Genomic DNA, 14,124 nt, shown 5'->3' with positions numbered 1-14,124 from the left:
TCGCGGCTCGTCGGCACGAACCTGACAACCGGACGCTTTGGCCGACCACCCCAGCGCTAGCGGCGCTTGCGCTGGTCACCAACGTCGCGGTCGGCGCCGGATAGCGGTGCCGGGCCCTCGGGAGCGGCCTGCGGAATTTCAGACAGCAATCCGAGCAACGCGCTGGGGATGCGGATCGGGCGGGAGTCGCGCAGCGCGGCCCGCGCCCGGCTGTGATCGTCCACTTCCGCCGCACATTGGGGACACAGCGACAGATGATGCGCGGCCCGCAGGTATGCGTTCATTCGCAGCTCACCGTCCACAAACGCCGCGATCGCCTCGGTGGACAGATGCTCGGTGGACCGGAACCGCCGAGGCGCGCCGACCGGCGCGTCACTCTGGGAAGCAAACTGTGCGGGGAGCCAGGAGAACGCGCGCCGAAACACCTGTCCTCCGTCGGCCATCACCGGCTCCTTTCGCCGCCATCCGTATTTCGAATGTAGCGCGGCGCGGTGCCTGATAACCATCATCAGCGGCCAAACCCCGGGATTGGCGGCCAGTCGGCAACCATGGGTGGCCAAACCCTGGCTGTGCCGGGTGGCTTGACTCGGCCGGTCGGGTCAACCGACCGTGTGCAGGGCGTCGGCGCGCTCACCCTGGTCGGGATGCGCGGCCAGGTAGTCCCGCAGCGCCTGGCGGCCGCGGTGGATCCGGCTGCGGACGGTGCCGAGCTTGACGCCCAGGGTGGCGCCGATCTCCTCGTAGGACAGACCTTCGATATCGCAGAGCACAACCGCGGCGCGAAACTCCGGCGGCAGCGAATCCAACGCAGCCTGCAAGTCTGGCCCCAGCCGGGCGTCGTGGTAGATCTGCTCAGGGTTGGGCTCGTCGGCCGGCACCCGGTCGTAATCCTCGGGCAACGCTTCCATCCGGATGCGGACCCGTCGGCGGACCATGTCGAGGAACAAGTTGGTGGTGATGCGGTGCAGCCAGCCTTCGAAGGTTCCGGGCTGGTAATTCTGAACCGAGCGGAAAACCCTGATGAAGGTCTCCTGGGTCAGGTCCTCGGCGTCCTGCTGATTGCCGGCCAGCCGATAGGCCAACCGGTACACCCGGTCGGCGTGCTGCCTCACCAACTCGTCCCACGAAGGCATCGTGGCCTTGTCCCCGGTCGCGTCGAATACCGCGGTGCCCCGCAACGTGTCCGACGGTTCCACCCAGCCGTCGTCACGAATCGGTTGGGGATGAGACATGCTGGTCGGGCTCAACATGGTGATGATCGGTTCCTCCGGATCTGCCCTGCCGTCAAGGGCTGCACACTCGTCTCCGGCGACAACGTCCAGCTGTCGTGTGGTATTCCCCACCCAACGTCCCGCGCGTTCCATAGGGATACCGTCACGTACCGGCGTATGGGCGGTATATGAGCAAACTGAGCTTTGGCTGAGAAACTTTTTGGTTACCCGCGTTGTCCAGGGCTTTTCGGTCGTCGTGTGACCATCGTCGCGCCGTGCACGCCGGGCGTGTCGGCGGGCGCGCCTGCCCGACCGCGTCCCGAATAGGACATACGCTGCGGGTCATGGACCCTACCGGTAACAGCTCGGTCACCCCCGGCCGCGAGGCCAGTGGGCCGGCCCCCAGTCAGGCCCCAAGCGCCGAGGCGCTCTTCGCGCACGCCGAAGAGTCGATAGCCGAAGACGCGATCCTGACCAGAGCCCGCGAGCGAGCCATGGACAGCGGAGCCGGAGCTGTCACGCCCGCCGTCGGCGCGCTGCTGAGCCTGCTGACGAAGCTCAGCGGCGGGAAAGCGGTCGCCGAGGTGGGCACCGGCGCAGGCGTCAGCGGACTGTGGTTGTTGTCGGGACTGGCCGATGACGGCGTGCTGACCACGATCGATATCGAGCCGGAGTATCTGCGGCTGGCCAAGCAGGCGTTCGCCGAGGCGGGCATCGGACCCTCGCGCACCAGGCTGATCAGCGGCCGCGCCCAAGAGGTGCTCACCCGGTTGGCCGACCAATCCTATGATTTGGTGTTCATCGACGCCGACCCGGTCGACCAGCCGGGATACGTCGTCGAGGGTGTTCGGCTGTTGCGATCCGGCGGCGTCATCGTGGTGCATCGGGCGGCGCTGGGTGGACGGGCCGCTGATCCCGCGGCGCGTGACGCCGAGGTGCTCGCGGTTCGCGAGGCGGCCCGGCTGATCGCCGAGGACGACCGGCTCACCCCGGCATTGGTGCCGCTGGGCGACGGCCTGCTGGCCGCGGTGCGCGAGTAGCGCCGAGCAGACGCAAAATCGCCTTGGAATGCACGTTCCAGGGCAATTTTGCGTCTGCTCGCCCCCGCGCCGGCAGCGCCGCATGGCCCTTGACAGTTGGCTGAACAATTGTTTAGTGTTCTGAACGTGCGTTCAGCCGACCTGACCGCGACCGCCCGCATCCGCGACGCGGCCATCGAGCAGTTCGGCCGGCACGGCTTCGGCGTCGGGCTCCGCACCATTGCCGAAGCCGCGGGGGTAAGCGCGGCGCTGGTCATCCACCACTTCGGCTCCAAGGAAGGCCTGCGCAAAGCTTGCGACGACCACGTCGCCGAAGAAATCCGCAGCAGCAAGTCAGAAGCGCTGACGTCCAACGATCCGGCCACCTGGCTGGCGGGGATGGCCGAGATCGAGTCTTACGCACCGTTGGTGGCCTACCTCGTGCGCAGCATGCAATCCGGCGGCGAATTGGCAACGATGTTCTGGCAGAAGATGATTGACAACGCCGAGGAGTACATCGGCGACGGTGTACGTGCTGGGACCATAAGGCCCAGCCGCGACCCACGCGCCAGGGCCCGGTACCTGGCCATCACCAGCGGCGGAGGTTTCCTGCTCTATCTGCAAATGCATGAAACCCCAACGGATCTGCGTGCGGTGCTACGTGACTACGCCCGCGACATGGTGCTGCCCGCCCTCGAGGTATACGCCGAAGGCCTGTTCACCGACCGCACCATGTACGAAGCGTTTCTGGCCGAATCCGACCAAGGAGAATCCCATGCCAGCTGAAAGCCACCACGTTCCCATCGAAATTCGCGGTCTGACCAAGAACTTCGGTGCGGTTCGGGCGCTCGATGGCCTGGACCTGACGGTGCGCGAGGGTGAGGTGCACGGCTTCCTCGGACCCAACGGCGCCGGGAAGTCCACCACCATCCGCATCCTGTTGGGTCTGGTAAGGGCCGACAGTGGGAGCGCACGGTTGCTGGGCGGCAACCCGTGGACTGACGCCGTCCGCCTGCATCGCCAGATCGCTTATGTGCCAGGTGATGTCACACTGTGGCCGTCGCTAACCGGCGGCGAGATCATCGACCTGCTGGCTCGCATGCGGGGCGGGATCGACAAGAATCGTCGCGCCGAGCTGATCGAGCGCTTCGGACTCGACCCGCACAAGAAGTCGCGCACCTACTCCAAGGGCAACCGCCAGAAGGTGTCGCTGATCTCGGCTTTCTCGTCACAAGCCAGGCTGCTGCTGCTGGACGAGCCAAGCAGTGGCCTGGACCCGTTGATGGAGAACGTGTTTCAGCAGTGCGTCGGCGAAGCACGAGATCGTGGTGTGACGGTGCTGCTGTCCAGCCACATTCTGGCCGAAACCGAGGCGTTGTGCGAAAGGGTGACCATCATCCGCGCGGGCAAGACCGTCGAGAGCGGTTCGCTGGAATCCATGCGCCACCTCAGCCGCACCTCAATCAAGGCCGAAATGATCGGTGACCCAGGAGATCTCACCCGGATCAAGGGACTCGAAGACGTCAGCATCGAGGGCAGCACGCTGCGCGCCCAGGTCGACAGCGAAAGCCTGGGTGAGCTCATTCGGGTGCTCGGCGACGCCGGGGTGCGCAGCCTGGTCAGCCAGCCGCCCACCCTCGAGGAGCTGTTCCTGCGCCACTACCGCCTCGGTCCCGATGCCGGAGCCCACGAACGCCGGGAAACGGGGGTGGCGGCGCTATGAGCATTGCGGTCCTGGGTCGCCCCAGCCCCGCACCACCCCGTGGGCCACAACGCGGTTCGAACTTCGCCGGCACCCTCGGGTTGCTGCGCCTGTACCTGCGCCGCGACCGGGTGGGGTTGCCGCTGTGGGTGTTGCTGCTGTCGGTGCCGCTGGCCACCGTGTATGTCGGCAGCGTCGAAGCGGTCTACGCCGACCGGGCCGCCCGCGCCGGGGCGGTGGCCGGTATCATGGCCAGCCCGGCCCAGCGTGCGCTCTACGGGCCGATCTACAACGACAGCCTCGGCGCGCTCGGAATCTGGAAAGCCGGGATGTTCCACACCCTCATCGCGGTGGCGGTCATCCTCACCGTGATTCGCCACACCCGCGCGGACGAGGAAACCGGGCGCGCCGAGCTGATCGACTCCACCGTCGTCGGCCGTTACGCCAACCTCACCGCCGCGCTGCTGTTGTCGTTCGGGGCGTCGATCGTCACCGGCGCGATCGGTGCGGCGGGGCTGCTCGCCACCGACGTGGCCCCGACCGGGTCGGTCGCGTTCGGCGCGGCGCTGGCCGCCTCCGGGCTGGTCTTCACCGCCGTGGCCGCGGTGTCCGCGCAACTGTCGCCGAGCGCCCGGGTCACCCGCGGCGTCGCGTTCGCCGTGCTGGGCGCCGCGTTCATGCTGCGGGCCGTCGGTGATGCCGGCTCCGGCGCGCTGTCCTGGTTCTCCCCCCTGGGCTGGTCACTGCAGGTCAGACCCTACGCGGGCGAGCGCTGGTGGGTGCCGCTGCTGCACCTGGCAACCACAGTAGCGCTGACGCTGGCGGCCTATCGATTGCGCGCCGGCCGCGATGTCGGTGCCGGACTCATCGCCGAACGGGCCGGCCCGGGCACCGCCGCGCCCGCGCTGGGCAACGCCTTCGGGCTGGCCTGGCGGCTTGACCGCGGCTCCCTGCTGCTGTGGACCATCGGCCTTGGCCTGTTTGGCCTGGTGATGGGCAGTGTGGTGCACGGCATCGAGAGGCAGCTGGGCGACAGCGCGACGGTACGTGACATCGTCACCCGGATGGGCGGCACCGGCGCGCTGGAACAGGCCTTCGTGGACTTGGCCTTCACCATGATCGGCATGGTTGCCGCGGCATTCGCGGTCTCGTTATCCCTGCGATTGCACCAGGAAGAGGCCGGGCAGCGGGCCGAGACGCTGCTCGCCGGAGCCGTTTCTCGGACTCGTTGGCTGTCAAGCCATTTGGTGATGGCGCTGGCCGGATCGGCGGCGGCGATCATGGTCTCGGGCTTGGTGGGCGGACTCGCCTACGGCGCGGCCGCCGGTGATGTCGCCGGCAAGCTACCCACCGTGGTCGGGACCGCGGCCGTACAACTGCCCGCGGTGTGGTTGCTATCGGCGGTGACCGTCGGGTTGTTCGGATTGGCCCCACGGTTCACACCGGTGGCGTGGGCTGTGTTGGTGAGCTTCGTCGCGTTGTATCTGCTTGGTTCGTTGGCGGGATTCCCGCAGTGGCTGCTCGACCTGGAACCGTTCGCGCACACTCCGCGGGTCGGCGCCGGCCACTTCACCGCCGTGCCGATGCTGTGGCTATTGACCATCGACGCAGCGCTGATCGTGATGGGGGCCATGGCTTTTCGACGGCGTGACCTGCGGTGCTAGGTCGCGAGCAGTCCGAGCATCAGGAGGGGACATGAAAATGGGGCTAAAGGCACTGATATACGGACTTGTGGGAATCGTCGTTGTCGGGTTGATCCTGTTCTGGCCGGCGGGCACGCTGAACTATTGGCAGGCATGGGTTTTCATCGCAGTGTTCACGCTCGCGACAATCGTCCCCAGCGGCTACCTGGCCCGGACGGACCCGGCGGCGCTGCAGCGACGCATGCGTGGTGGTCCCCTGGCGGAAACCAGGCCAATTCAAAAGATCCTCGTCCTCGGCATCTTCCTGGTGCTGCTCGCGATGGTGGGGTTAAGCGCGGTTGACCATCGTTTCGGCTGGTCGTCGGCGCCCATGTGGCTCTCCGTCATTGGCGACATCCTGATAGTGACCGGCCTGTCTGCCAGCATGCTGGTGGTTGTCCAGAACAGCTATGCGGCCTCCACCGTCACGGTGGAGACGGGCCAGACCGTCGCCTCCCGCGGTCTCTACGGGTTCGTCCGGCACCCGATGTATGCCGCCAGCGTGGTCCTGATGGTGGGCATACCGCTGGCCCTGGGCTCATACTGGGGGCTCCTCATGCTCATCCCAAGCGTTTCGGTGCTGGTGCTCCGGATCCTCGACGAGGAGAAGCTGCTCACCCAGGAACTCAGCGGCTACCGCGAATACCGGGAGCGGGTGCGCTATCGACTGGTGCCCCACGTCTGGTAGGGATTCCGATCGCACCGGCGGATTATCGATTTGCCGCCAAGCCGGCACGTCTTAAGGTATCGGACGTGGCCCGAGATCCGGCACCCGCCCTGGACCGGCCGTGGCGGCGTCCCGGCGCACTCCGGTATGCACTGGGACGGGTCCGCCGGATCGTCAAGCCCCCCGTCACCGTCACCGACCCACCGCCGGGCATCGTCGTCGAGCGCGACGTCGAAGTGCCGACCCGAGACGAAACGGTGTTGCGGATCAACGTCTTCCGCCGGGCCCACGACGATGTCCGGGCCCGTCCAGTGATTCTCAGCATCCACCCCTACGGCAAGGATGATCTGCCGACCCGGAGGCGTAACCGGTGGACGTTCTCGCCGCAGTACCGGGCGCTGCGCCAACCGACACCGGTGACCTTCTCGGCCCTGACCGGCTGGGAGGCCCCCGACCCGGCATGGTGGACCACGCGCGGCTTCGTCGTGGTCAATGCCGACCTGCGCGGCTGCGGCCGCTCCGACGGCACCGGGAACCTGCTGTCGCGCCAGGAAGCCGAGGACACCTACGACCTGGTGCAGTGGCTAGCCAACCAATCGTGGAGTGACGGGCGGGTCGTCATGCTCGGGGTGTCGTACCTGGCGATCAGCCAATACGCGGTGGCCGCGCTGCGGCCGCCGGCATTGCGGGCCATCTGCCCGTGGGAAGGTTTTACCGACGCCTACCGCGACCTGACCTTTCCGGGCGGCGTTCGAGAGGCCGGTTTCACCCGGTTGTGGGCACGCGGTGTGCGCCGCCGCACACGGCAGACCTTCGACCTGGAGCGGATGCAGCAGCAGCACCCGTTGCGCGACGAATTCTGGCGCTCGCTGGTGCCGGACCTGTCAGCGATCCGGGTCCCGATGCTGGTCTGCGGCAGCTTCTCGGACAACAACCTGCACAGCCGCGGTTCGTTTCGGGCATTCACTCACGCCGGCTCCGGCCATGCCCGGCTCTACACCCATCGGGGCGGCAAATGGGCAACGTTCTACTCGGAAACCGCGTTGGCCGAGCAGCTGAAGTTTTTCCAAGACGTGCTCGACGGTGCCCAGGGGTCACGCAGTGTTCGCCTCGAGGTGCGTGAAGATCGCGACACCATCGCCGCGGTGCGGGAAGAGACCCAGTGGCCACTGCCCAGCACACGTTGGCGGCCACTGTATCTCGCCGGGGCGGGAGTGCTAGCAACCGAACCGCCGTCGACGGCGGGCAGCATCACGTTCGAAACTCATTCTCGTGCAGCAGCGTTCACCTGGACGATCCCTGAAGACATCGAGCTGACCGGCCCGATGGCGGCGCGGCTTTGGGTCCAGCTGGATGGCTGCGACGACGCGAACCTGTTCGTCGGAGTGGAAAAGTGGCGCAATGGGAAGTTCGTTCCGTTCGAGGGGTCGTACGGCTATGGCCGTGACCGGGTAACCACCGGCTGGCAGCGAGTCCTGCTGCGTGAGCTGGATCCCGAGCTCTCCACGCCGTGGGAGCCGGTGCCGACATTCGCCCGGGAGCAACCGCTCACCGCCGGCGAGGTGGTCGCGATCGATGTCGCGCTTGGCCCGTCGGCGACACTGTTTCGCGCCGGCGAGCAACTGCGGCTGGTGGTCGCCGGGCGCTGGCTGTCCCCCCGCAACCCGCTCACCGGCCAGTTCCCGGCGGCCTACCCTGACCCGCCGCGGGGTCTGGTCACGCTGCGCTGGGGCCCGCGTTACAACGCGCATCTGCTGATACCCGAGGTCCCCTGAGATTGCGCGAGCAGACGCAACAGCCCCCATTTTCGGTCCGAAATGGGCACCTTTGCGTCTGCTCGTGGCGCTCGGCGGGCCCTTAGATCCAGACGCCCTTGCCCACCGCGACCACACCGCCGGCGCTGATCGCGAAGCGTTCCCGGTCCTTTTCCAGGTCCACCCCGACCATCTCGCCGGGGCCGACGACGACGTTCTTGTCCAGGATCGCGTGGCGTACCACCGCGCCACGGCCGACCCGGGTACCCGGCATGATCACGCTGCCCTCCACGATGGCACCGTCGTCGACCACGACGTTCGACGACAGCACCGAGTTGCGCACCGAGGCCGCCGAGATGATGCTGCCCGCACCGACCACCGACTCCTGAGCGGAGCCACCGTTGACGAATTTCGCCGGCGCCAGGTTCTCCGATTCGCCGCGGATCGGCCAGCGCTTGTTGTACAGGTTGAACACCGGATGCACCGACACCAGGTCCATGTGTGCGTCGTAGAACGCGTCCAGCGTCCCCACGTCACGCCAATAACCCCGGTCGCGGTCGGTGGCCCCGGGCACATCGTTGTCGTTGAAGTCATAAACCGCGGCCATCCCGTCGGCCACCAATCGGGGAATGATGTCGCCACCCATGTCGTGGTCCGAATGGTCGTCATCGGCGTCGGCGCGAATCGCGTCGATGAGCACCTTGGTGGTGAAGATGTAATTGCCCATCGAGACGAACGTGGTGTCAGGGTCATCGGGGGTTCCGGGCGGCTCCAGGGGCTTCTCGACGAAGTTGCGGATACGGCCGGATTCGTCGGCTTCGATGCAGCCGAACGCGCTGGCGTTGGCACGCGGAACCCGGATGCCTGCCACTGTGGCGCCCGCGCCGCTGTCGATGTGGAACCGGACCATCTGTTCGGGATCCATCCGGTACACGTGATCGGCGCCGAAAACGACGATGTAGTCCGGATCTTCGTCATAGATCAAATTCAGCGACTGATAGATCGCGTCAGCCGACCCGGTGTACCAGCGCGGGCCCAGACGCTGCTGCGCCGGAACGGGGGTGATGTATTCGCCGGCCAGACCGGACAACCGCCAGTTCTGCGAAATGTGTCGGTCCAGGGAATGCGACTTGTATTGGGTGAGAACGCAGATCCTCAGATACCGGGCATTGACGAGGTTGGAGAGCACGAAATCGATCAGCCGATAGGCGCCACCGAAGGGAACCGCGGGCTTGGCCCGGTCCGCCGTCAACGGATAAAGCCGCTTGCCCTCACCGCCGGCCAAAACGATGCCCAGCACGTGTGGCACTTCCCTCATGGCCTCAAACCTATCGGCCCCTACGAAGCGCTGCCAGTGGCAACCGGTTCGACCGCCCCTCGCTACGCCCTGTGCTGACAGGCTGTCCGTCAAGGTATTTGGCCAGCTCGCGGCCACGGTCGACGGCCCCGCCAGGCCCGTCTCCAGGCCCAACGGTCCGGCTCTCCCCCGCGCGCCGGCGACGACCCCCACAACGGCCCGCCGCGCGGGCCGCATCGTCGCCGAACTACGGTGCCCTCATGCGGGTGGCGATGATGACTCGGGAGTACCCACCGGAGGTGTACGGTGGGGCCGGGGTACATGTCACTGAACTGGTGGCCCAGCTGCGCCGACTCTGCGCGGTGGACGTGCACTGCATGGGCGCGCCCCGCCCAGGCGCATTCGCCCATCAACCCGACCCGCGGCTACGCAGCGCCAACGCGGCACTGTCCACCCTGTCGGCAGACCTGGTGATGGCCCATGCCGCGCACGCGGCCACCGTCGTACATTCACACACCTGGTACGTCGGCCTGGCCGGACATCTGGCCGCATTGCTACACGACATACCCCATGTTCTGACCGCCCATTCGCTTGAACCGATGCGACCGTGGAAGGCCGAGCAGCTCGGCGGCGGCTACCGGGTGTCGTCATGGGTGGAGCGCACCGCGGTGCTGGCCGCCGACGCCGTCATCGCGGTCAGCTGCGGCATGCGTGACGACATGTTGCGGGCTTACCCCCAGCTGGAACCGAGCGTGGTCCACGTGATCCGGAACGGGATCGACACCGAGGTTTGGCATCCGGCCGGGCCCCCGCCCACGGGGTCGGTTCTGGCCGAACTCGGGGTCGAGCCAAACCGGCCGATGGTGGCATTCGTCGGGAGGATCACCCGGCAAAAAGGCGTCGCACACCTGGTGGCGGCCGCGCACCGATTCAACCCCGACGCGCAGCTGGTACTGTGCGCCGGCGCGCCCGACACCCCGGAGATAGCCGACGAGGTGCGGTCCGCGGTAGCCGAGCTGGCCCGCAGCCGGACCGGTGTGTTCTGGGTCCGCGACGTGTTGTCCATCGGAAAGCTCCGTGAAATACTCTCGGCAGCAACAGTTTTCGTATGCCCCTCGATCTACGAGCCGCTGGGCATCGTCAACCTGGAGGCGATGGCCTGCGCGACGGCGGTGGTGGCCTCCGACGTCGGGGGGATACCCGAAGTGGTCGCCGACGGAGTCACCGGCTCGCTGGTGCATTACGACCCCGACGACCCGACCGGCTACCAGGCCGGGCTGGCCGAGGCGGTCAACGCCCTCATCGCCGATCCGGCGAAAGCCGAACACTACGGCCGAGCGGGACGTCAGCGTTGCATCGAAGAATTCTCCTGGACACACGTCGCCGAGCAGACACTGGACATCTACCGCAAGGTCTGCCAGTAATGCCGACCAGTGGCCGTCGATCGGCTAACTGGTCACGCCCTTGAGTTCCTCACCTAACGCGGCGGCTTCGTCGGGCGTCAGCTCGACCACGAGGCGACCGCCACCCTCGAGCGGTACCCGCATCACGATGCCACGCCCCTCCTTGGTTGCTTCCAGAGGACCGTCGCCGGTCCGGGGCTTCATCGCCGCCATCGAGTGCTCCCTCCAGATTCGAGCTGGCCCGCGGTCACGGACCTGGTCGGCGCCGAGCATGCCCCGCCAGTGGAATTCCAGCCATACCCGACAATGAACTGCCAAATCACCCCTCTATTGTTCCCTATCCTGGTCGACGGCTGCACAAGACCCGGCCTTCGAGCGCCACCACGCTGTTGGCGGCACCCAGCAAGCGCGGACATGATCGTCGACCATCCCGGTGGCCTGCATGAGCGCATAGGCAGTGGTAGGCCCGACGAAACGGAACCCACGCCGTTTCAGTTCACGAGCCATGGCCCTGGATTCCGCAGTGGCCGAAGGGATTTCGGATAAATCGGCGAACCGGGGCCGCGGTGGTGGCGCAAACGACCACAGCAACTCGGACAGGTCTTGCGGCGATCCCAAGTCGGCCGCGGCACGCGCGTTGGCGATCGTCGCCTCGATCTTCGCCCGATTGCGGACGATTCCCTCGTCGGCCAGCAGGCGTCGCACGTCGGCGTCGGTGTAGCCGGCGACCGTCTGGATGTCGAACCCCGAGAAGGCGCGCCGGAAATTCTCCCGCTTGCGCAGGATGATCAACCACGACAGGCCGCTCTGGAAGGCCTCCAAGCTCATCCGCTCGAACAACGCCACCCCGCCGCGTAGCGGGCGGCCCCACTCGTGGTCGTGATACTCGCGGTACAGCTCGGTATCGGGCCCGGGCCCCGCATCCGCCCAGCCGCAGCGCACCAGACCGTCGTCACTCACGTCGGGCCAGAACGGTCAGGGACAACGGACTCGTCGTCGGAGCGGTCCGCGCCGGCGGTGTCGATCTTCGTGTCGGCCGCACGGATCGCCGCCAGCTCGCCGCGCAACGCGTCGAGCTCGCGCCCGAGTCGGTCCAACACCCAGTCCACCTCGCTGGTCTTGTATCCCCGCAGCGTCTGGGTGAACTTGACGGCGTCGACGTCGGCACCGGTAACACCGAACGCGGGCAGCGCCGTCGCCGTGGTCGCCCGCGGCAGCGGCGGCAGTTGCTCGCCGCGGCCGAACAGCAGGCTCGCCGCGCCGAACAGCACGATCGCGATCAGGACCAGAACCACCAGATACAGCAACACCAACGCCACGTGCTCGATATTGCCTTATGCCACCGACAGCCCCGATATCACCGAGGCCGGAGCACGTTCATCGGCGGCCGATCGGCCAGCGACACCGGCCAGGTGTGCCGGGTGAAGCCGTCACCGCCCGCAAAGAACTGGGTCAACCCAATCCCGGAGTCGGGGATCCCGCACCGGGAGAGCAGGGTCGCGATGACCTGGCGGCTCATCGCGCCCAGCTCGGCCAGCGGCCGGTTGCGGTGCGCGCGCACGCCCAGGTTCACCTGCGCGATCGCGTCCAGCCCCAACCGGTCGAAGGTGTCCACCAGCAGGCCGATCTCGACGCCGTAACCCGGCGCGAACGGCAGCGACATCAGCAGCTCCCGGCTGGCCGCGTACTCACCGCCCAGCGGCTGCAACAGGCAGCCCAGCTGAGGCCGCAGCGCCGCCAACAACGGCCGCGCTACCAGCTCGGTGACGCGTCCGCCCCCGGTGGCGCCCGCGGTGCCGCTGGCGTCGCCGACATTGAGCGGGCGCCGGTAGAAGCTCTTGACCAGGTGAATGCCGTCGCCGGTGAGCAGCGGGCCGACCAGCCACGGCACAAACATCGGGTCCGGGTCGATCAAATCGGAGTCGACGAACACCACGAAGTCGCCGCTGGTGACCGCCAGCGACCGCCACAACGCCTCACCCTTGCCGGGCCGGGTCGGCACCTCCGGCAACGCCTGTTCACGGCTGACGACGCGGGCTCCGGCGGCGATGGCGCGGATCTCGGTGTCGTCTGTGGAGCCCGAGTCCAGCACGATCAGTTCGTCGACCAAGCCATCAACCAGCGGTGAGATGCTGTCGATCACCGATTCGATGGTTTCCGCCTCGTTCAGGGCCGGCAGCACCACCGAGACCGTCCGTCCGGCCTTGGCGGCTACCAACTCGCTGATCGTCCAGCGGGGGCGGTTCCAGGTGCGGTCGGACCACCACGTGTCTCCGGGCCGCGCGGCGAGCACCGCGTCATCGGTGAGGCCGCCTGCGACCAGCTCCGATGCCGTCATGCCAGTCCTCTCACCGTCCGTGCCGGTGGACGGGTCCCCTGGATCGAGGCCACCATCTCCAGCACCCGCCGGGTAGCCGCCACCTGGTGCACCCGGAACATGCGCGCCCCGGCGGCCGCCGCCAGCGCGGTGGCCGCCAGTGTCCCCTCGAACCGCTCGGTCACATCCACGCCCAGAGTCTCCCCGACGAAGTCCTTGTTACTCAAAGCCATGAGCACGGGCCACCCGGTCATAACAAGATCGGCCAGATGTCGCAACAGGAGCAGCCCGTGGAAGGTGTTCTTGCCGAAATCATGGGCCGGGTCGATCAGCACCCGGTCGCGGGCCACCCCGGCCGCGACCGCCCGCTCGGCGGAGGCGGTGACCTGGCGAATCACGTCCTCAACCACGCCACGGGTGGTCGTACCATAGCTCACCCGGAACGGACGGGTGCGGGGCAGCGCTCCCCCGGTGTGCGTACAGACCAGGCCCGCCCCGAACTCGGCGGCCACCTCGGGCATCGCGGGGTCGACGCCGCCCCAGGTGTCGTTGATCAGGTCCGCGCCCGCCGCGCAGGCCAGCCTGGCCACCTCCGAGCGCCAGGTGTCGACGCTGATCAGCTGGTCCGGGTAGGCACCCCGAAGCCACTCGACGAATGGCACCACCCGGGCGATCTCGGTGTCGGCGTCCACGGTGTCGCCGGGGCCAGCCTTAACGCCGCCGACATCGATGACGTCGGCGCCCTCGCCGATGGCCCGATGAACGGCTTCCCGCGCGGCCTGGTCGCTGAAGGTGGCACCACGGTCGTAGAACGAATCTGGAGTGCGGTTGACGATCGCCATGATCAGCGCGCGATCCCCTGCGACCGGGCGGCCGCACAGCGTTGCCTGCACGCCTCCATAGTGCCTGCTCCCGGCGGGGCTAGCCCGCTCCGGTCTTGGACGCAGCAGGCCTCGCCTATAGCTATAGCGCAGCACCATCGCGGACAGCGTCCCATCGCGGATCTGTGCGACATACCGCTCGCCCGGCCGGCGCCCGGTGGGCGCGCCTCCGCATCGCATCACCAGTTCGG

The 14,124-nt window shown here is 67.5% G+C and carries 15 protein-coding genes; 7 read left to right on the top strand and 8 right to left on the bottom strand.

The features are described from left to right. Positions 1-56: 56 nt before the first annotated feature. Complete coding sequence (rseA, locus tag G6N20_RS02115; protein ID WP_083047715.1) at positions 57-443, bottom strand: anti-sigma E factor RseA; 387 nt, start codon at positions 441-443, stop codon at positions 57-59. A gap of 156 nt (positions 444-599) precedes the next feature. Beyond that, entirely contained in the window at positions 600-1,364 is a 765-nt protein-coding gene (gene sigE / locus G6N20_RS02110; RefSeq protein ID WP_083047665.1) for an RNA polymerase sigma factor SigE, read from the bottom strand. Positions 1,365-1,555: 191 nt separating this feature from the next. Between sigE and G6N20_RS02105 the strand changes: the two genes are divergently transcribed. The 6 genes from G6N20_RS02105 (at position 1,556) to G6N20_RS02080 (ending at position 8,056) form a co-directional block, all read left to right on the top strand. Continuing rightward, positions 1,556-2,251, top strand: a complete 696-nt coding sequence (locus G6N20_RS02105; protein WP_083047667.1) for an O-methyltransferase — start codon at positions 1,556-1,558, stop codon at positions 2,249-2,251. Positions 2,252-2,377: 126 nt separating this feature from the next. Further along, positions 2,378-3,016: a TetR/AcrR family transcriptional regulator gene (locus G6N20_RS02100; RefSeq protein WP_083047669.1), complete on the top strand. Its 639-nt coding sequence runs from the start codon at positions 2,378-2,380 to the stop codon at positions 3,014-3,016. Beyond that, on the top strand, positions 3,006-3,953 hold the full coding sequence (locus G6N20_RS02095; protein ID WP_083047671.1) for an ABC transporter ATP-binding protein: 948 nt from the start codon (positions 3,006-3,008) through the stop codon (positions 3,951-3,953). Before G6N20_RS02100 ends, G6N20_RS02095 begins: the two co-directional genes overlap by 11 nt. Next, positions 3,950-5,596 (top strand): ABC transporter permease, encoded by a 1,647-nt coding sequence (locus G6N20_RS02090; protein ID WP_083047673.1) that lies wholly within the window; start codon positions 3,950-3,952, stop codon positions 5,594-5,596. The genes G6N20_RS02095 and G6N20_RS02090 overlap by 4 nt, the downstream gene beginning before the upstream one ends. Before the next feature lie 31 nt (positions 5,597-5,627). Further along, positions 5,628-6,302, top strand: a complete 675-nt coding sequence (locus tag G6N20_RS02085; RefSeq protein ID WP_083047676.1) for a methyltransferase family protein — start codon at positions 5,628-5,630, stop codon at positions 6,300-6,302. A gap of 65 nt (positions 6,303-6,367) precedes the next feature. After that, the gene (locus G6N20_RS02080; protein ID WP_083047678.1) at positions 6,368-8,056 is read left to right on the top strand and encodes a CocE/NonD family hydrolase; all 1,689 of its coding nucleotides are present in this window, start codon (positions 6,368-6,370) and stop codon (positions 8,054-8,056) included. 82 nt (positions 8,057-8,138) lie between these two features. On the opposite strand, the gene glgC is transcribed toward G6N20_RS02080, so the two are convergent. Next, complete coding sequence (gene glgC / locus G6N20_RS02075; protein WP_083047680.1) at positions 8,139-9,353, bottom strand: glucose-1-phosphate adenylyltransferase; 1,215 nt, start codon at positions 9,351-9,353, stop codon at positions 8,139-8,141. A gap of 239 nt (positions 9,354-9,592) precedes the next feature. Here glgC and glgA point away from each other — a divergent pair, with 239 nt between their 5' ends. Continuing rightward, on the top strand, positions 9,593-10,756 hold the full coding sequence (gene glgA / locus G6N20_RS02070; RefSeq protein WP_083047682.1) for a glycogen synthase: 1,164 nt from the start codon (positions 9,593-9,595) through the stop codon (positions 10,754-10,756). Between the two features lie 24 nt (positions 10,757-10,780). Here the strand turns inward: glgA and G6N20_RS02065 are convergent, their stop codons facing one another. The 5 genes from G6N20_RS02065 to folP form a co-directional block, all read right to left on the bottom strand. Next, on the bottom strand, positions 10,781-10,948 hold the full coding sequence (locus G6N20_RS02065; RefSeq protein ID WP_083047717.1) for a DUF3117 domain-containing protein: 168 nt from the start codon (positions 10,946-10,948) through the stop codon (positions 10,781-10,783). 114 nt (positions 10,949-11,062) lie between these two features. After that, positions 11,063-11,695 carry a DNA-3-methyladenine glycosylase I gene (locus tag G6N20_RS02060; protein ID WP_083047684.1) on the bottom strand — a complete coding sequence of 211 codons (633 nt, stop codon included), beginning with the start codon at positions 11,693-11,695 and terminating at the stop codon, positions 11,063-11,065. Then, entirely contained in the window at positions 11,692-12,054 is a 363-nt protein-coding gene (locus G6N20_RS02055) for a DivIVA domain-containing protein (RefSeq protein WP_083047686.1), read from the bottom strand. Before G6N20_RS02055 ends, G6N20_RS02060 begins: the two co-directional genes overlap by 4 nt. 38 nt (positions 12,055-12,092) lie before the next feature. Next, positions 12,093-13,073, bottom strand: a complete 981-nt coding sequence (locus tag G6N20_RS02050) for a glucosyl-3-phosphoglycerate synthase (RefSeq protein WP_083047688.1) — start codon at positions 13,071-13,073, stop codon at positions 12,093-12,095. After that, positions 13,070-13,894: a dihydropteroate synthase gene (folP, locus tag G6N20_RS02045; RefSeq protein WP_232065486.1), complete on the bottom strand. Its 825-nt coding sequence runs from the start codon at positions 13,892-13,894 to the stop codon at positions 13,070-13,072. The genes G6N20_RS02050 and folP overlap by 4 nt, the downstream gene beginning before the upstream one ends. Positions 13,895-14,124 lie beyond the last annotated feature (230 nt).

The organism is Mycobacterium shinjukuense, assembly GCF_010730055.1.
GTDB lineage: Bacteria > Actinomycetota > Actinomycetes > Mycobacteriales > Mycobacteriaceae > Mycobacterium > Mycobacterium shinjukuense.
This window is presented reverse-complemented; position numbering and strand designations above follow the sequence as displayed.

Coding starts and splice junctions, on each gene's coding strand:
- G6N20_RS02065 (WP_083047717.1), bottom strand. CDS start 10,948: ATGGCGGCGATGAAGCCCCGGACCGGCGACGGTCCTCTGGAAGCAACC.
- G6N20_RS02050 (WP_083047688.1), bottom strand. CDS start 13,073: ATGACGGCATCGGAGCTGGTCGCAGGCGGCCTCACCGATGACGCGGTG.
- glgC (WP_083047680.1), bottom strand. CDS start 9,353: ATGAGGGAAGTGCCACACGTGCTGGGCATCGTTTTGGCCGGCGGTGAG.
- rseA (WP_083047715.1), bottom strand. CDS start 443: ATGGCCGACGGAGGACAGGTGTTTCGGCGCGCGTTCTCCTGGCTCCCC.
- folP (WP_232065486.1), bottom strand. CDS start 13,894: ATGGCGATCGTCAACCGCACTCCAGATTCGTTCTACGACCGTGGTGCC.
- G6N20_RS02085 (WP_083047676.1), top strand. CDS start 5,628: ATGAAAATGGGGCTAAAGGCACTGATATACGGACTTGTGGGAATCGTC.
- glgA (WP_083047682.1), top strand. CDS start 9,593: ATGCGGGTGGCGATGATGACTCGGGAGTACCCACCGGAGGTGTACGGT.
- G6N20_RS02090 (WP_083047673.1), top strand. CDS start 3,950: ATGAGCATTGCGGTCCTGGGTCGCCCCAGCCCCGCACCACCCCGTGGG.
- G6N20_RS02105 (WP_083047667.1), top strand. CDS start 1,556: ATGGACCCTACCGGTAACAGCTCGGTCACCCCCGGCCGCGAGGCCAGT.
- sigE (WP_083047665.1), bottom strand. CDS start 1,364: ATGGAACGCGCGGGACGTTGGGTGGGGAATACCACACGACAGCTGGAC.
- G6N20_RS02095 (WP_083047671.1), top strand. CDS start 3,006: ATGCCAGCTGAAAGCCACCACGTTCCCATCGAAATTCGCGGTCTGACC.